At 62.7% G+C, this 14,656-nt stretch carries 20 protein-coding genes; 11 read left to right on the top strand and 9 right to left on the bottom strand.

All coding sequences use genetic code 11. From position 1 onward, the window contains the following. Positions 1-15: 15 nt before the first annotated feature. Positions 16-699, bottom strand: coding sequence for a glutathione S-transferase family protein (locus AC3WOY_RS07645; RefSeq protein ID WP_492422360.1), 684 nt, complete (start codon positions 697-699; stop codon positions 16-18). Between the two features lie 64 nt (positions 700-763). After that, positions 764-1,000, bottom strand: coding sequence for a PA2433 domain-containing protein (locus tag AC3WOY_RS07640; protein ID WP_492422358.1), 237 nt, complete (start codon positions 998-1,000; stop codon positions 764-766). Between the two features lie 145 nt (positions 1,001-1,145). On the opposite strand from AC3WOY_RS07640, the gene AC3WOY_RS07635 reads away from it, so the two are divergent. Further along, a complete protein-coding gene (locus AC3WOY_RS07635) occupies positions 1,146-1,826 on the top strand; it encodes a dienelactone hydrolase family protein (RefSeq protein WP_492422356.1) in 681 nt (226 codons plus the stop codon). Positions 1,827-1,954: 128 nt separating this feature from the next. Next, positions 1,955-2,914 carry a chemotaxis protein gene (locus AC3WOY_RS07630; RefSeq protein ID WP_492422354.1) on the top strand — a complete coding sequence of 320 codons (960 nt, stop codon included), beginning with the start codon at positions 1,955-1,957 and terminating at the stop codon, positions 2,912-2,914. Here the strand turns inward: AC3WOY_RS07630 and folE are convergent, their stop codons facing one another. Beyond that, the gene (folE, locus tag AC3WOY_RS07625; protein WP_492422352.1) at positions 2,915-3,514 is read right to left on the bottom strand and encodes a GTP cyclohydrolase I FolE; all 600 of its coding nucleotides are present in this window, start codon (positions 3,512-3,514) and stop codon (positions 2,915-2,917) included. Between the two features lie 2 nt (positions 3,515-3,516). Beyond that, complete coding sequence (locus AC3WOY_RS07620; protein ID WP_492422350.1) at positions 3,517-4,242, bottom strand: RNA polymerase sigma factor; 726 nt, start codon at positions 4,240-4,242, stop codon at positions 3,517-3,519. 178 nt (positions 4,243-4,420) lie between these two features. Here AC3WOY_RS07620 and AC3WOY_RS07615 point away from each other — a divergent pair, with 178 nt between their 5' ends. Beyond that, positions 4,421-4,840 carry a VOC family protein gene (locus AC3WOY_RS07615; protein WP_492422348.1) on the top strand — a complete coding sequence of 140 codons (420 nt, stop codon included), beginning with the start codon at positions 4,421-4,423 and terminating at the stop codon, positions 4,838-4,840. Between the two features lie 67 nt (positions 4,841-4,907). Next, entirely contained in the window at positions 4,908-6,164 is a 1,257-nt protein-coding gene (locus AC3WOY_RS07610; RefSeq protein ID WP_492422346.1) for a hypothetical protein, read from the top strand. Between the two features lie 51 nt (positions 6,165-6,215). Here AC3WOY_RS07610 and AC3WOY_RS07605 read toward each other — a convergent pair whose 3' ends face one another. Then, positions 6,216-6,356 (bottom strand): hypothetical protein, encoded by a 141-nt coding sequence (locus tag AC3WOY_RS07605; RefSeq protein ID WP_492422344.1) that lies wholly within the window; start codon positions 6,354-6,356, stop codon positions 6,216-6,218. A 215-nt stretch (positions 6,357-6,571) separates the two neighbouring features. Here AC3WOY_RS07605 and AC3WOY_RS07600 point away from each other — a divergent pair, with 215 nt between their 5' ends. Next, positions 6,572-7,114, top strand: coding sequence for a M15 family metallopeptidase (locus AC3WOY_RS07600; RefSeq protein WP_492422342.1), 543 nt, complete (start codon positions 6,572-6,574; stop codon positions 7,112-7,114). Continuing rightward, on the top strand, positions 7,111-7,692 hold the full coding sequence (locus tag AC3WOY_RS07595) for a restriction endonuclease (RefSeq protein ID WP_492422340.1): 582 nt from the start codon (positions 7,111-7,113) through the stop codon (positions 7,690-7,692). The genes AC3WOY_RS07600 and AC3WOY_RS07595 overlap by 4 nt, the downstream gene beginning before the upstream one ends. 6 nt (positions 7,693-7,698) lie before the next feature. On the opposite strand, the gene AC3WOY_RS07590 is transcribed toward AC3WOY_RS07595, so the two are convergent. Continuing rightward, the gene (locus AC3WOY_RS07590; protein ID WP_492422338.1) at positions 7,699-8,262 is read right to left on the bottom strand and encodes a hypothetical protein; all 564 of its coding nucleotides are present in this window, start codon (positions 8,260-8,262) and stop codon (positions 7,699-7,701) included. Positions 8,263-8,483: 221 nt separating this feature from the next. Between AC3WOY_RS07590 and AC3WOY_RS07585 the strand changes: the two genes are divergently transcribed. Further along, positions 8,484-9,041: a hypothetical protein gene (locus AC3WOY_RS07585; protein WP_492422336.1), complete on the top strand. Its 558-nt coding sequence runs from the start codon at positions 8,484-8,486 to the stop codon at positions 9,039-9,041. Positions 9,042-9,071: 30 nt separating this feature from the next. On the opposite strand, the gene AC3WOY_RS07580 is transcribed toward AC3WOY_RS07585, so the two are convergent. Beyond that, positions 9,072-9,974: a LysR substrate-binding domain-containing protein gene (locus AC3WOY_RS07580; protein WP_492422334.1), complete on the bottom strand. Its 903-nt coding sequence runs from the start codon at positions 9,972-9,974 to the stop codon at positions 9,072-9,074. Between the two features lie 305 nt (positions 9,975-10,279). Here AC3WOY_RS07580 and AC3WOY_RS07575 point away from each other — a divergent pair, with 305 nt between their 5' ends. From AC3WOY_RS07575 to AC3WOY_RS07565, 3 genes are all read left to right on the top strand, one after another. Beyond that, on the top strand, positions 10,280-10,564 hold the full coding sequence (locus tag AC3WOY_RS07575; RefSeq protein ID WP_492422332.1) for a DUF2917 domain-containing protein: 285 nt from the start codon (positions 10,280-10,282) through the stop codon (positions 10,562-10,564). A 35-nt stretch (positions 10,565-10,599) separates the two neighbouring features. Further along, the gene (locus tag AC3WOY_RS07570; RefSeq protein ID WP_492422330.1) at positions 10,600-11,706 is read left to right on the top strand and encodes an HDOD domain-containing protein; all 1,107 of its coding nucleotides are present in this window, start codon (positions 10,600-10,602) and stop codon (positions 11,704-11,706) included. A gap of 108 nt (positions 11,707-11,814) precedes the next feature. Next, positions 11,815-12,027, top strand: a complete 213-nt coding sequence (locus AC3WOY_RS07565; protein WP_492422328.1) for a hypothetical protein — start codon at positions 11,815-11,817, stop codon at positions 12,025-12,027. Here the strand turns inward: AC3WOY_RS07565 and AC3WOY_RS07560 are convergent. Both AC3WOY_RS07560 and AC3WOY_RS07555 read right to left on the bottom strand, forming a co-directional pair. Then, positions 12,021-12,539 (bottom strand): lipase secretion chaperone, encoded by a 519-nt coding sequence (locus AC3WOY_RS07560; protein ID WP_492422326.1) that lies wholly within the window; start codon positions 12,537-12,539, stop codon positions 12,021-12,023. The two genes, AC3WOY_RS07565 and AC3WOY_RS07560, sit on opposite strands and share 7 nt — an antisense overlap. A 32-nt stretch (positions 12,540-12,571) precedes the next feature. After that, positions 12,572-13,933 (bottom strand): esterase/lipase family protein, encoded by a 1,362-nt coding sequence (locus tag AC3WOY_RS07555; protein WP_492422324.1) that lies wholly within the window; start codon positions 13,931-13,933, stop codon positions 12,572-12,574. Between the two features lie 449 nt (positions 13,934-14,382). Here AC3WOY_RS07555 and AC3WOY_RS07550 point away from each other — a divergent pair, with 449 nt between their 5' ends. After that, a complete protein-coding gene (locus AC3WOY_RS07550; RefSeq protein WP_492422322.1) occupies positions 14,383-14,637 on the top strand; it encodes a hypothetical protein in 255 nt (84 codons plus the stop codon). Positions 14,638-14,656: the final 19 nt, after the last annotated feature.

Here is a 14,656-nt window from a genome sequence, read left to right as displayed (position 1 = left end):
TGTGCAGGCCTTTTTTCATGTGCGTCCGGCCAGCGGCGCAGGTGTCGGCGAGACGCCTTGCGCTTCGGCTGCATGCGCCTGCGCTTGAAGGGCGTGCCGGAAGCCGTCGCGCTGCCTGAGCCTTTCCCAGTAGTCGCGCACCGCAGGAGGAAACTGCTCCTGCAGGCCGAGATATTCTCCCAGCATCAGCGCATAGCCGACGGAAATGTCGGCTGCGGTGAACCGTCCGGCACACAGGAATTCCACACCCGGCAATGCGGCATCAACCGCACGCAGGCGCGCAAGGAACCAGCGCTGGTAATCGTCGGCCGCCTGCGGCAGGCGGCGTTCTTCCGGCTCCATGTGGCGATAGCGAAGCACGAGGGTCTGCGGGAAGGTCAGCGTCGCTTCGCCGTAATGCATCCAGTTGAGCCATGCGCCGTAAGCCGCCTCGTCGGGCGTCACCTCCAGCGGGGATGGGCCGTATTTCGCCACCAGGTACTGGCAGATTGCGGCCGATTCCGTCATCTTCACGTCGCCGTCGAAGAAGGCCGGCACCGTGCCGAGCGGATTGACGGACAGGTACTCGCGCATGTGCACGCGGGGAGGGAAGGGCAGCATCTTCAGTTCGTAATGCGTGCCCTGGCGCATGCCCAGCTCCTCCATGGTCCAGAGGGGGCGGAAGGAGCGTGCGCTGACGCAGTGGAAAAGGGTGATCATCGGTAGTCAACTCGCTGCAAAAAAATAGCCACCGGGCGGTGGCTATTCGTGAATTCAATGCGCATCAGATGCCGAGCATTTTCTTGGCTTCCCCGAGCGCCTTCATCGACTCGGCATGCTTCCCTTCCTTGTGGAATTTTTCGCCGTCGGCGCGCAACGCCTTGATCTTCGCCATGTTCTCGGCGCTGATGCCGCTGGCGGAGCTCATCTTGGCGTCGATGGCCTTCATCTCGTTCGGGCAATTGTTCGCGCCTGCCATGGCGGATACGGACAACAACAGGACAGCCAGAATCGTCTTCATCGCAGTCTCCTTGTTGGGATGGGATTGATAAGTTAGCAGCATTTGCCGTCTTTTGCACTGCTGCTGCGCATCAACGGGAAGCGCGTCAATACGCCTGGCCGCAGCGCCGCTATACTCGATGGCCTTGATAGTGAAAGGGCAATCGATGGCACGCAATGGAAAGATGATCTCGATGACGATGGGCGACGGCGCGGCAATCGGCGTCTATCACGTCGAACCCTCCGGCCCGCGACGCGGCGGCCTCGTCCTCATCCAGGAAATTTTCGGCGTCACCGACCATATCCGCGACCAGTGCGACCGCTACGCCGCGGACGGCTATGAAGTGCTGGCGCCGGCACTCTTCGACCGCGAGGCCCCCGGCTTGCAGGCAAGCTACGCGCCGGAGGACGTGCAGGCGGCGCTGCGCGTGGCGCGCGAACAGCATCCTTTCGAGCAATCGATCACCGATGTGCAGACCTGCATCGACCGCCTGAAAGACAAGGGGCCGGTCTTCATCACCGGGTACTGCTATGGCGGTTCGGTCACCTGGGCTGCGGCATGCCGGTGTATGGGGCTGGCGGCGGCGTCCGGTTATTACGGCAGCCTGATTCCGAAAATGGCGGACGAAATGCCGCGCTGCCCGACCATCCTGCACTTCGGCAAACTGGACAAGGGCATTCCGCTGGAGGGTGTCGAGGCGGTCAGGACGAAACACCCTGGAGTCGAGGTCCACCTGTACGAGGCGGGCCATGGTTTCAATTCCGATCGCCGTGCCGATTTCGATGACGAATGTGCAACATTGGCGCGAGCCCGCACGCTTGCGCTGTTCCGTTCCAATGGAGGCTGACCCGCCTGCCGGAATGGTTGGCCCAAAAGTGCAGGAAAATTGAGGAATTCCTTGAATTCCTGCATTGTCGCGCCCGGAACGACCTGTTACCCTCGGGGAATTCTTGAAGACCAGCAGGGGCGACAATAATGGATGCAGTACAGAAGGATATCGACGAGCGCAGCAACCTCACCAGCTCCAACAAGTTCGAAATGCTGCTGTTCCGCCTGGGCGGCGACGCCAACGGCGAGCGCTCCGAACTGTTCGGCATCAACGTGTTCAAGATCCGCGAGATCGTCGCCATGCCGGAGATTACCGGCATCGCCGGATCGCGTCCGCACATGCTGGGCGTGGTCAACCTGCGCGGCCAGATCATTCCCGTTCTGGACCTGCCGGCCATCGTAGGCTGCGTTCCCAAGACCGGCCTCAACATCCTGCTGGTCACTGAATTTGCGCGCACCACCCAGGGCTTCGCTGTGGAAGCGGTGGAAGACATCGTGCGTCTCGACTGGAGCCAGGTGCTCTCCGCGGAGAACACGGCTGCCGGTCACACGGTGACCAGCATCGCGCGCCTCGACGGCAATGTCGAAGGCTCCCGCCTGGCGCAGGTGCTCGACGTGGAAACCATCCTGCGCGACATGGGCGCGCCCGGCGAACAGGACGTGGATCCGGAAGACGTCGGCGACAAGGTCGTCCTCAAGCCGGGCACGGTTGTACTCGCCGCCGACGACTCCGTCGTTGCGCGCTCGCTGATCGAGCAGGGGCTGGAAGCGATGGGCGTGCCCTTCATCATGACGAAGACCGGCAAGGAAGCCTGGGAGCGCCTGCAGGCGATCGCTGCCTCGGCGGAAGCGGAAGGCAAGACCGTGCAGGACAGGATCGCACTGGTACTGTCCGACCTGGAAATGCCCGAGATGGACGGTTTCACCCTGACCCGCAACATCAAGCAGAGCCAGAAGTTCGCGTCGATCCCGGTGGTCATCCATTCCTCGCTGTCCGGCACGACCAACGAAGAGCATGTGCGCAGTGTGGGCGCGAACGCCTATGTCGCCAAGTTCAATGCGGAAGACCTGGCGACCACGCTGCGCAAGGCATTGGCAAGCAAGTAATCACCTCTTCTCTCGGGCCAGCGCAAGAAACTCGCTGCGCAGCCCGAGATTGGTCCGCATTTCACCCAGCAAGGCGGACGTCACCGTTTCCTCTCCCGGTGTCTGTATGCCGCGGCTTTCCATGCACATGTGACGGCAGCGGACCACGACGCCGACCGACAGTGGCTGCACATGTTCCATCAGTGCTTCGGCGACCTGTATCGTCAGTCTCTCCTGCACCTGCAGCCGCTTGGCGAAACAATCGACCAGGCGCGTGAGTTTCGACAGGCCCACGATCTTTCCATTCGGCGTATAGCCGATCGTCGCCGTCCCGAAAAAGGGCGCGAGGTGGTGTTCGCAGTGGCTGTAGACAGGAATCCCGCGCACCAGGATCAATTCATTGACCTGCTCGGCGCCATCCTCGAAGACCTTGAGGATATCGGCAGGGTTGGATGCGTAGCCGGACGTCCAGTGTGCCCAGGCTTTTTCTACCCGTTGCGGCGTATCGAGCAGCCCCTGGCGGGACGGGTCTTCGCCGAGATGCTTCAGCAGGCGGCGCCAGTCGCTTTCCGTGAATTGGTCGTCTTCAATCTCGCGCAGCAAGTTGGTCCTGGCATGCATGATTATTTGTCTCCCTTTTGATTGTCCTGCGGCGGCACCTGTCCGCAGGATGCAATACGCTCCAGTGTACCGGCAACGATGCGATCGCATCTCGCACCATCGAATCCGAAGGCGCCTTCCAGCGCATGGTCGAATTCCCGCGACAAGGATTCACGCAGCATGCTGCGCGCGCGGAAGAAGCGGCTGCGCACGGTGGCTTCCGGAATGCCGAGACAGGCCGCTGTTTCCTCCACCGTCAGCTCCTCCACGCCGCGCAGCATGAACACGGTGCGGAAAGCCTCCGGCAGCTCGTCGATTTTCTGTTCCAGCAGTCGGCGGGCGTCGGCACGCATCGCTGCACTCTCGGGCTGTTCCGTACGGTGGGTGTCCATGTCTTGCTCCGGCGTTTCTGGAAAATCGTCATCGCCCACGAGCTGGATGACCTCTGCCCGGCGATTGCTCTTGCGCGATCGAGCAATCGCTTCGTTGACGACGATGCGCGTGAGCCAGGTGGACAGGCTCGACTCGCCGCGGTATTTGCCGATGTTCCGATAGGCGAGGAGATACGCATCCTGAAGCGCGTCCTCTGCCTCGGCGTCGTCCTTGAGGATGCTGCGGGCGGTGCGGTAGAGGGCGCGGTTGTGGCGGCGCATGAGCAGTTCGAAGGCATCGGCATCGCCGGTGGATACGAGACGGGCGAGCTCGATGTCGGTCAACGCGGCGGCGGGGGTGGGGGCTGGCTGGGGCATGGCATGCAATGTTGTCGGTTGGTCTTGCCAGATTAGATGAATCCCGAGTCTGCCACGTTCCGTGAGGAGACGTGGCCGCCAGGCAATGGAGGCGTGCCTGGTTGTCCTTGCCTGTTTTGCAATTACACTGTCTGATGCATCTGCCGTCCGTTCAGCGAAATGTCTTATGGGGCACACCATGAATCCGCACATCACCGTATTGACCCTCGGCGTCGACGACCTGGAGCGCGCGGTAGCGTTCTATCGCGACGGCCTCGGCTTTCCCACGAAAGGCATCATCGGCACGGAGTTCGAGAACGGCGCCGTGGCCTTCTTCGATCTTCAGCACGGACTCAAGCTCGCGCTATGGCCGCGCAAGAGCCTGTCTTCGGACAGCGGCGTTCCGCTGCAGCCGTGCAGTGCGACGGAAGTGTCGCTTGGCCACAATGTGTCCTCCCCCGAGGAGGTCGACGCCATCATGGCGCGTGCCGCACATGCGGGTGCGACGGTCGCGAAACCGGCGCAGAAGACGTTCTACGGCGGATATGCCGGTTATTTCCAGGACCCGGACGGCCACCTGTGGGAAATCGCGTTCAACCCGGGCCTGGCCTCCTTGTAAGCCCGATCCTTTTCTTTCTGGCAGAATCGTCAAGGTCAAAGAGACAACACACAAGGGAGAGTCAACAATGAAGAACCCCATGCGCGTCGCAGTAACACTTTGCGCAGCGGCCGTCGCCGCTGCCGCCCATTCCCAAACCCGCGGCCCGGCCGCCCAATACTGGGTCGACCTCTCGACCAGCAACTTCTCGATGCCCGGCATGCCGGAAGAGGGCGGTGCGGCCGGCCTCCTTGGCGGCCTCATGGGCGGCAACAGCTTTGGCGGTTCGATGGGCATGGGATCCCGGGGCAAGGTCATGGATACCGAGCTCTATGTGCGTGCGCATCCTTCCGGCATCGAAGGCACCCACACGATTCCTTCCGCAATGAACATGGGCCCGTCCCTGCTGCTGGTCCCGCACCGGCCGCAGCCAGCGGAGCGCGGCACGCCGACGCGCGACGAGACGCCTGAGCGCGCCGAAAAACCCAAGGGCCGCATCCTGCTCTACTGGGGCTGCGGCGACACCATTCGCCCGGGCCAGCCCAAGGTGCTGGATTTCGCCAAGCAGGACTACGCGGAATTTTCCCAGTTCTTCTCCAGCCACGGTGGCGCAAGCAAGGGCGTGCAGGGGCGACCGGGCCACTCGCTGTGGCCGAACGAACGCGACAGCAAGCGCGTGCCCGACAACGCTTCGCTGGAAGGGGAGCATGCGGTGAGCGGAAACGGCGTGCCGCCTACCCTCAAGTTCGCGGTCAGCCCCGCCTACGATTTCCTGCCGAAGGCGCAGCTGAAGACGCGCGGTGCGCCGAAGGATGGCGTGCAGGTCGAATGGAACGGGATGCAGAACGCCAGGGGATACTTCCTGCATGCACAGGGTGCGGCCGACGGACCGGGCGGTGCGAAGGACATGATTTTCTGGAGCTCGAGCGAAAAGCCCGACAATGGCTGGTCGCTGATGACCTACCAGTCGCCGGCACAGATCACGAAGCTGCTGCAGCAGAAGGTCATCCTGCCGCCGACGATCGTGAACTGCATCGTGCCGAAGGGCATCTTCGACAAGGCCGAGGGCGCGATGCTCAACATGATCGCCTACGGCAACGAGCTCAACGTCTCGCATCCGCCGCGTCCCGAAAAGGCGCCGGCGAACTGGCAGCCGGAGTGGACGGCGCGCGTGCGGATCAAGTCGACGGGGATGACGATGCTGGGGATGGAGGAGTCGCGCGAGGCGCAGCGGGGCGGACGCAATGCTCCCGCAAGCGAATCTGCCGACAATGCGGCTCCGGCGTCGATTCAGGACGTGGTGCCGAACCCGGTCAAGCTGCTGAAGGGCTTGTTCGGCAATTGAAGCGGGAAATGTAAAAAGGGCAGGGCCGCCAGGCACCTGCCCTTTGTTTCGTCATGCTCCCGGCCGCGGTTGACCCTGCTGCACATTCCTGCGCCATGCGCCGGTCGACTGCCCGCGCGATTCCAGGAATTCCTTGAACCGTTCCAGATTGCCTTTCACGCGATGCGAGAACACGCCGATGGCATCGCCCACGTTCTCGATTTTTCTACGGTGGGCATGTTTTCCTCTTGCAAATTTCTGTCACGAATTGATGAAAGGCCGTCAAGGCCGCATGTGACCAATTAGACATGCCGCAAACAGAAAATTCCGACGGTGATGGCAAGGCTTCCACGGAGCAATGAATATTCGCGATCACGCACCACACCCGCCGCTATAATCGCCGTGCAATCTTCTTTTACGCCTTACCCATGCTTCCTCACGAAAAAGACAACAACCTTGCGCTGCTGCTCGCGTCGCTCGGCATCTCCGATACGCTGCTCGCGCGCAAGGCCTTGCCCTTCCATCCCGATGCCCATGAGCTTGCATTGGCTGAAACCGCCCGCGACGGACGCCGGCATCGCATGATTCCTGCCGCCGCCGAGGCGTGGCAGGCAATGAAGGCGGAAGCGCACAAGGACGGTATCGTGCTCGAGATCGTGTCGGCCTTTCGGGATCTCGAAGAGCAGGCGCAGATCATCCGCGACAAGCAGGCGCGCGGCATGGCAATGGAAACCATCCTGACGCTGAGCGCGCCGCCCGGCTACAGCGAGCACCATACGGGACGCGCCGTGGACATCAACACGCCCGGCTGCGAGGAAAGGGAAGAGCCGTTCGAGCATACGGACGCCTTTCGCTGGCTGAATGCGCATGCATCCCGCTTCGGATTCGCGCTGTCCTACCCGCGCGGCAATGCGCTCGGGTTCATCTACGAACCGTGGCACTGGTTCTATCTCCCGGGAGCACAGGCATGAAGCTGAAGATGTCGGAAAATTCATTGTTCGCGATCCTGCTGCGCAAGCCGTGGTGGATCAGCATCCTGATCGCGTCCGTGGTGTCGCTGGCGACGAGCATGCTGTTTCCGCGCGAGTATGCCGTGTATGGCGCTTCCGCCGGTTTCCCATTCTTCGTCATCGGCATCATTGCCGCGGTGAAGCAGTGGCGGGCGCCCGGCGCCGCACTGGTTGCGCAAACGCTCGAGTCGGTGTCTTCCATGTCGTGGCGCGACTTCGCCGACGCGATCGAGGCGGCCTATCGCCGCGACGGTTACGAGGTGAAACGCCGCGAGGGTGGTGCCGACTTCGAGATCGCGAAGGATGGCCGCAAGGCGGTCGTCAGCGGCAAGCGCTGGAAGGCGGCGAACACGGGCGTGGAACCCCTGCGCGAACTGGCCGCTGCCGCCGAGTCCTGCGGCGCGCACGACAGGCTCTACATCACCGTCGGCCAACTGAGCGAGAATGCCCGCCGCTATGCGGACGAGCAGCGTATCCGCGTACTGCGCGAGACTGAGCTGGCGGCCATGCTCAGGGGCATGGTGCGGGCGAAGGGCTGAGGCTCGTCAGCGTCCGTTTCGCAAAGCGTCGCGTTCGGCAATCGATTTCTTCAGCACGTTTTCCGCCACCGCGACTTCCTCGGCCAGCCTTTTCTGGCGGGCGTGATAGTCATCGCTTAGGCGCGAGCCGCCCGAGGCCGTGCCGATGCGTTCTCCCGGCAAGGGTTCGGCGCCGGCTGCCATGCGCTTGCGCGCATCGTCCAGCAGCATTTCGGCGCGGATCACATCTGCCTGGGCGTCATCCGCCGTCCTCGGTTTGCCGGGCGGAGGAATGACGCTGACCCGGTCGACCGGCGTCGGGACTGTTCCCAAGGGCGGTTCGGGCGGCTTGCCGGACACCGTACCGGACGGATTTCCCTTGGGCGGCGGATCGACGTCGATCGTTTCGCTCACCTTCGCGCCTTTGACCGGCTTGTCGGAATAGATGACGCGCCCGTCGGGCGTCACCTGGCGGAGCACTTTGGTGGCGGGCTTGCCGATGGGTTCGGGGCGGGGGATCTCCTCGGCCGTGGCGGCTGCCGGGGCCAAGGCCAGGGCAAATGCGAGGATGCATGGGCGGGACAGGATCATGGCTTCGCTCCTTTCGCATACATTAGCAGGCAAGCGGGACCGGGCGCATGAGAATGAGCAAGGCGGCAACGTGCGGCGAAAGTGCTACAGATTCCTGTCCCAAGTCATTGTTTTCACGGGAAATACTTCATTTCCATCCGGAAATGCCGATAATGGGATTATCGAAGCGGGCATGCAAGCAAATGCTGCCCGAACCGCGAACCCACGGTGACTGAATCGCCATGCCGAGTACGCTATCCGCCGTCATCCTTGTCGTCGCATCGACTGCCGCTGCCCTTGCGGCGATGCCGTGCCGCGCGGTTGAGTCCGGCAGCGCGGCGAAGGCGGCTGCATTGAAGCGCGGCGACATGCGGGATGCCGGTAAAGCGCAGAGCAAGGCCCGCCGGAACGACAAGGAAGCACCGCGCCGGATCGTCACCTACAACCTGTTCCAGGATCCTGTTTTCAAGCTCAATGGCGCACTGGCGGACAAGCGCCAGCTTGGCGCGCCGCCCGTATTCGACCGGCACGGCCACAGTCATCCCGGCCTTTCCACCAAGGCGTCAGGAACACCGGCCAATGTCACCGCGCTCAAGCTGCCCGAGCCGGAAAGCGCGGGCATCGACTTCGGCTGCAACGACAAACCTTTCCGCAGCAGCGCAAAGACGCGTGAACTGACGGCGTGCTACAAGCACAACGTGGACAGGTCCTGGAAGACGCAGACCTACCTCTCGCGCGAGTACAGCGCCGAAGGCTCCCAGAAATGGGGCGGCGGATTGGCCGTGCGTTATGCCTACTAAGGCATCGCACATGTTATTCCTGCGCGACGCCTAAGTCTGCCGCGCCTCCTGCACGATCCACTCACTGAACACCTTCACTTCTTCCCGTGGCGACTCCGTTGCCTGCACCAGCCAATAGGCATGATCGTCGACGCCGACTTTCGCATTGCGCTGCGCGACGAGCCGTCCGTCGTTCAGCATCGGCTGCACCAGTGCCATCCTTCCCAACGCCACACCGTGGCCTTCGATGGCGGCCTGGATCACCTGGTCGTACTGGTTGAAGTGCAGGTAAGCCTTCGGCTTGGCATGGGCGAATCCCTTTGCGCTCAGCCAGTCGGACCAGTGCAGCCAGGGGACGTCGCCCTCTGACAATTCCAGCAGGACCTGCCGGAGCAGGGCGTCCGGGGTCTTGAATGCCTTTGCCGCCACCGCCTTGCTGGCCACCGGCACCACGGCTTCGCCGAACAGGCGGATCGCTCCTCTCGGCGCGCTGGACTCCTTGCAGTAGCGGATGGCGACGTCGATGTTTTCCTGCACCAGGTCCACCACGCGGTTGTTGGCGGCGACACGGACGTCGATGTGGGGATGCGCGGCCTGGAACCCGCCCAGCCGCGAAAGCAGCCATAGGGAGGTCACGCCGATGCTGGCCGTGATCGTGACCGGCCGCACGCGGCCATCTTCCTGCAGCGATGCGACGTATTCGGCAAGGCGGCCCAGCCAGGGGGACGCGAGATCGAACAGGCGCTTGCCGGCGTCGGTGAGGGCGATCGCGCGATGCCTGCGGACGAGGAGCGGGATGCCGAGATGTTCTTCCAGTGCCTGTACCTGCCGGCTCACCGCGGACTGGGTCAGGCAGAGGTCTTGCGCGGCGAGCGTGATGCTCATGCGCCGCGCCACGGCCACGAAACCGCGCAATGCATCAAGCGGAGGCAGGGACAATAGTTCGTTTTGCATGCGTTTTTCTCATGTTAATCATGCGGAAATAGCGCTTGAGGCGAAAATTCTTCTCTATAAACTGTGGATCATGAACCGCCGGTAAAAAGGATGCATGAGAAACAGTCATGGATCAAGTATGCGCCCCAACGGGCTTGCATGCAAAAGGCGGGGGCATCCGTTGAAACGCTACGAGGAGAAACGACATGGACATCGCCGCAAGGATTGGCTTCACTGGTTTGACGGCAGGCGTTCCTGCAAGGGAAGGGGGGTACGCCGATCACTGCGACGCGGTGCAGAAGACCGCCACGCCGGAGCGGGTGGTCATGAAGCTCGAACCCCACCGCGTCGCATCGCTGCACGCACGCGGTCCGGTGGCGGTCACCAGCCTGTCCGGGCAGCTATGGATCACGGTTCCGGGCGAGCTGGAAGACATCGTCCTCCAGGCAGGACAAAGCCGCGTGCTGCAGGCGCCCGTGCGGGATATCGTGCTTTCGACGGTCGGCGCCCGTTGCCCGGCGACGTTCGGCATCAGGTCAGTGGCGGGCACGCCGCCCCGTGGCCTGTTCGGCGGCAGGCCGGCATCGCCTTTCCAGGTGGAGTTTGCGTAGTCGACGGCGGGACAATACCGTGCTTAAATCACGGCATGTACGCGCTGAAGCGCGCTCGTCCACTCGCCCCCATCGTCATGCTCAACTGGTTGCTCCGTCTTTTCTCCACCGAACCGCAAGCCAAACCTGCCGCAGCGCCCGTGCCGGCAACTGCAACGCCGGCACCCGCACCTGCACCCAAGGTGCAGAACATCGCCACGCACATCGCCTTGTCCACGCAGCGCGACCAGGTGGACTTCGTGTTCTCCAGCTGGCTGTTCCAGTCGGAAGAGAATCCGGATGTCTTCACCAACAAGAACGAGGACGGCATCCTCGCCGCACTCGACGCGACGGTGAAGTCCGAGGAGTCGGGCGCGCACATGGTGCGCCGCATGCCGGGCGTCATCCCGCAACTGCTGCAAAGCCTGCGCAACAGCGACTTCTCCGGCGCGGAGCTGTCGCGCACGATCTCGCATGATGTGGTGCTGGTGGCGGAAGTCCTGCGCCTGGTGAACAGCGCCGCCTACAATCCCGGCGCGCCGATCACCAGCATCGATCACGCGATCCTGATCCTGGGACAGAACGGCCTGCGCCAGCTGATCACGGGCGTGGCGTTCAAGCCCATCATCAACCTCAATTCCGGCAGCTTCACCCGCATGGTGGCGCCACGCCTGTGGGCGCAGTCAGAGCGTTGCGCGGCGGCCTGCGCGCACCTGGCGCGCAACGAGCCGGTCGATCCGCTTGAAGCCTTCCTTGTCGGCCTGATCCATAACGTCGGGCTGACGGTGTCGCTGCGCGTGATCGACAAGATTTCCGATGGACGCCAGCCGGTCGGGTCGCCCACCTTCTGCAATGCGCTCGCCGCCTATGGACGCACGCTGACGGCGAACATTGCGCGGGAATGGCATTTCCCCGATGCGGTCGTCACCGCCATCGGCGAACAGGACGACAAGAATATCGGACGCAATCTCTCGCCACTGGGCCGCGTCCTCATGATGGCCGACCATCTTTCCAAGATCGACACGCTGTCGCGGCAAAAGCGTTTCGACGCCGCCGACCCACGCATGCTCGAAGACCTGACCGACAAGGAAATCGAGTGCCTGCAACGCCTCTCCGCCGATGAGGAGCGCGACTGGACGGCGATCACCATGTCACGCCAGTAAAATTTCATTCCACCATTGATCCACATCTAGCCGGCGTCGATGCGGCTGAACTGTCCTGCTGATTCGTGGACACACTTGGTCGTAATCAACTGACCAAGGAGGTCGCCAATGAATCAAGGCCAGGTGTGGAAGAAAATTTCCGATGTATACCTGCAATGGGACCAGGACAGGAGCGCGCTGATGGCGATTGACGACCTGTCCGAGCGTCTCCCGGACATCGACCACGATGTACTTGTCCGCACACTTGAGGATGCCGCAAGTGAGGGAAGAGTGGATACCTCGGATGAAGGGTCGTCGTTCCGACTGGTTCCCAATCACTGAGGCATGCCGGTCAGGGGCATGGGCGCCGGCTCGTAGGCAGCCAGCCGCCCCTGTTCTTCGGCGGTGAACAGCCTGTCTTTCAAGGCCTGCAGCGCGACGGGGTCTGCCGCACTTGCCTGCCGCTGGGCGAGATAGGCGGCGACGCGCTGTTGCCAGAGGGCTTCTTCCTGATCCAGGCGCGCCAGGGTGGCCGCGGCTTCCGCGCCCATCGCGGTTGCGCGCGCCCGGTATACCTCGTCCTCGCTTGCACCTTGCGCGCGCATCCTGCGCACGGCTTCTTCTGTCTGGAATGCGTTCCCCGCCTGCACGGCGGCAGGTTCCGCCGCCGCAACAGGCCGGACGGTTTCGTTCACCGGCTTGTCGCCGGAATCCGCGGGGAGCGCGCGTACGAAGGAGAACATGTCGGGCCCGGCCGCCCGCTCCACCGGCTCATCCTCCCTGTCGTGCAGGAAGACGGCAACGCCAAGGGCTGCCGTTACGCCAATCCAGAGCAAGGGCTGTCGAATCTGCATTGTCTCCCCTCCGTACGGTCAGTCACGTGCCGTCAAAGGCCGTAAATGATTCCCGACAGGTAGTTGAATACCGGATAGACCGTTGCCGCCGGCAGCAGCCATCCGATCACGTCGAAATGGTCCCACTGGTTATAGTACCCGAGATAGTTCCAGGTGCCGCGCACCGGCGCGCCGGTCGTGTGGTTGCGCACCGGTTGCCCTGCCGGGGAACGCATGCTCACGGTATTGACCACGCCGTCGTTCGGGAACCAGCGGCTGTCGATCAGCACGCGGCTCGGATCGGTCTGCGTGTACGAACCCATGCCGCGCACGAGGATGGAGGGCACGACCCATTCGCCCGCCGTCGGCTTGAGGAAGAAGATCATGTCGTCGCGCGCATACTGGTAGCTGCTGCTCTGGAAGGGCGCGATGATGCGGTCGGTGCCGTTGCAGCAGAAACTGCCGGTTTCCGTCGCCTTGCTGCCGACCGAGAAGTAGTACACGTTGGGCGAAGTCTTCACCCAGCCGTTGAGCTGCTTCGCGCCGTCCGGGCTGAGGTCCCATTGCGCGGAATCCTTGTTGGCGATCGACCAGAAGAGGGCGCCCTTGGTGCGCTCGATGAATTCGGAGAAGCGCTCCGACGGTCCCTGCGCCAGGCCGTATTGCTCCAGCTTGAAGTTGTAGACCGGATTGCTGCTGCCCCCGAGACCGGCGACCTCGACGATCTTGCCGGCCCATTCGGCGACGTTGGGCACGTAGTTGAGCACGACATTGCGCAGCGTGGTGCCGTCGTGCGGCGTGGCGATCGTCGTGGCGCTCTTCACCCAGCCGGTCTTGCCGCCGGTGTACAGTGCACCGCCGCCTTCATTGCCGTTCGGCGAACCGTTCTCCAGCAGCTGGATCAGGGTGCGCACCGTCTGCCCGCCCTGGCTGTGGGCAACGAAATGCACCGGATGCCCCGCGTCCCAGGCCGGGTACAGCGCCAGCGGATAGTTGTTCGGATTGTTGTTCGGATCGGCGGCCCAGCATTTTCCGGCCGGTTTCTGGATCTTGCCGAAGGCGGCGAACTGCGCGGTGCGCGCAGCGCCATAATCCACGCAGCCGCCCTTGATCTGGTAATACAGCTCCACCGCGCGATCCCAGTTGGAGCTGACCGGGCCCACCACGGCCGTCATTACCTTGTGCGTGCCGTTGTAGGTTTTCATGTGGGCTTCGATGTCGTTGAAGCCGCCCCAGTACTTGAACCCGGTTCCCTGCATTTCCTGCGGCCCGAAGCCGAGGAAGCCATGCACCAGGATGACCGGATCGTTGTTGGCGGCCAGTGCGTGGCCGCTTCCCGCCAGTGTCGAGAGCGCCACTGTCGCGCTCGCAAGCAGTCTTCCCAATCGTCGTACAGCCGTACCGAAAATTGCCATGATGTCTCCTATTTCTGCGTGAATTGGCTTGAGTCAGTCCGGACCCTTATGTCTGGGCCTTGTTCGGAAATGTGCAGGCAGGCGAGGGGATGCCTCGCCCTTTCTCCGGAAATGCGGTGTTGCGCCTAACGGCGCATGCGGAAGATGCGAGTGATGATGGTCATGGTGTCTCCTGCAGTGTCGTTTTATTTGCCGGCATATAGTGAAGCACGGCTGCCGGTGCATATAGTGTGTCGTACATGGACACGGCAGGGCGTAGAACGATCTGTCCATGCATTAACTTTGCAGGCCAAGCAGTTGACTTTGCAGGCCATGCATGACGAACGGCAATGCATGTGGCTGTACTTGCATTCACAGGGGGGGCTTCTACACTTCAGAAGCAGCAAAGGCGATGAAAAGAACCAAGGGGGATCGCCGCTTGCCTGCCACCAAGAAGAATGAAAGGAAGCATGATGCGCACCCCCTTCACAATGCTTGCCGTCGCGGCTTCCCTTGCCGCCTGCGGCACCCCGGAGCAAGTGGCCTACAATGCCGATCCCGTCCTGGCCATGTCGGAAGAATACGGTCCGTCCTGTGAAAAGATCGGCCATGCCAGAGGCAGCGAAGCATGGCGCGGCTGCATCGTGCAAACCAGCCGCCGGGACGACCTGACCCGGCAAAGCTTGTTCCACGACCGCTACATGCAGTGGTACTGGACCCGCTGAACCGGTTTCAACCGCGCCG

The organism is Noviherbaspirillum sp. FW303-A3, from assembly GCF_058788695.1.
The sequence above is the reverse complement of the archived record's forward strand: the minus strand, read 5'-3'. Positions and strand labels throughout refer to the sequence as shown.

What these genes read in the sequence shown, in the direction of transcription:
- AC3WOY_RS07645 (WP_492422360.1), bottom strand. Translation starts at nt 699, where the DNA reads ATGATCACCCTTTTCCACTGCGTCAGCGCACGCTCCTTCCGCCCCCTC.
- AC3WOY_RS07640 (WP_492422358.1), bottom strand. Translation starts at nt 1,000, where the DNA reads ATGAAGACGATTCTGGCTGTCCTGTTGTTGTCCGTATCCGCCATGGCA.
- AC3WOY_RS07635 (WP_492422356.1), top strand. Translation starts at nt 1,146, where the DNA reads ATGGCACGCAATGGAAAGATGATCTCGATGACGATGGGCGACGGCGCG.
- AC3WOY_RS07630 (WP_492422354.1), top strand. Translation starts at nt 1,955, where the DNA reads ATGGATGCAGTACAGAAGGATATCGACGAGCGCAGCAACCTCACCAGC.
- folE (WP_492422352.1), bottom strand. Translation starts at nt 3,514, where the DNA reads ATGCATGCCAGGACCAACTTGCTGCGCGAGATTGAAGACGACCAATTC.
- AC3WOY_RS07620 (WP_492422350.1), bottom strand. Translation starts at nt 4,242, where the DNA reads ATGCCCCAGCCAGCCCCCACCCCCGCCGCCGCGTTGACCGACATCGAG.
- AC3WOY_RS07615 (WP_492422348.1), top strand. Translation starts at nt 4,421, where the DNA reads ATGAATCCGCACATCACCGTATTGACCCTCGGCGTCGACGACCTGGAG.
- AC3WOY_RS07610 (WP_492422346.1), top strand. Translation starts at nt 4,908, where the DNA reads ATGAAGAACCCCATGCGCGTCGCAGTAACACTTTGCGCAGCGGCCGTC.
- AC3WOY_RS07600 (WP_492422342.1), top strand. Translation starts at nt 6,572, where the DNA reads ATGCTTCCTCACGAAAAAGACAACAACCTTGCGCTGCTGCTCGCGTCG.
- AC3WOY_RS07595 (WP_492422340.1), top strand. Translation starts at nt 7,111, where the DNA reads ATGAAGCTGAAGATGTCGGAAAATTCATTGTTCGCGATCCTGCTGCGC.
- AC3WOY_RS07590 (WP_492422338.1), bottom strand. Translation starts at nt 8,262, where the DNA reads ATGATCCTGTCCCGCCCATGCATCCTCGCATTTGCCCTGGCCTTGGCC.
- AC3WOY_RS07585 (WP_492422336.1), top strand. Translation starts at nt 8,484, where the DNA reads ATGCCGAGTACGCTATCCGCCGTCATCCTTGTCGTCGCATCGACTGCC.
- AC3WOY_RS07580 (WP_492422334.1), bottom strand. Translation starts at nt 9,974, where the DNA reads ATGCAAAACGAACTATTGTCCCTGCCTCCGCTTGATGCATTGCGCGGT.
- AC3WOY_RS07575 (WP_492422332.1), top strand. Translation starts at nt 10,280, where the DNA reads ATGAAGCTCGAACCCCACCGCGTCGCATCGCTGCACGCACGCGGTCCG.
- AC3WOY_RS07570 (WP_492422330.1), top strand. Translation starts at nt 10,600, where the DNA reads ATGTACGCGCTGAAGCGCGCTCGTCCACTCGCCCCCATCGTCATGCTC.
- AC3WOY_RS07565 (WP_492422328.1), top strand. Translation starts at nt 11,815, where the DNA reads ATGAATCAAGGCCAGGTGTGGAAGAAAATTTCCGATGTATACCTGCAA.
- AC3WOY_RS07560 (WP_492422326.1), bottom strand. Translation starts at nt 12,539, where the DNA reads ATGCAGATTCGACAGCCCTTGCTCTGGATTGGCGTAACGGCAGCCCTT.
- AC3WOY_RS07555 (WP_492422324.1), bottom strand. Translation starts at nt 13,933, where the DNA reads ATGGCAATTTTCGGTACGGCTGTACGACGATTGGGAAGACTGCTTGCG.
- AC3WOY_RS07550 (WP_492422322.1), top strand. Translation starts at nt 14,383, where the DNA reads ATGATGCGCACCCCCTTCACAATGCTTGCCGTCGCGGCTTCCCTTGCC.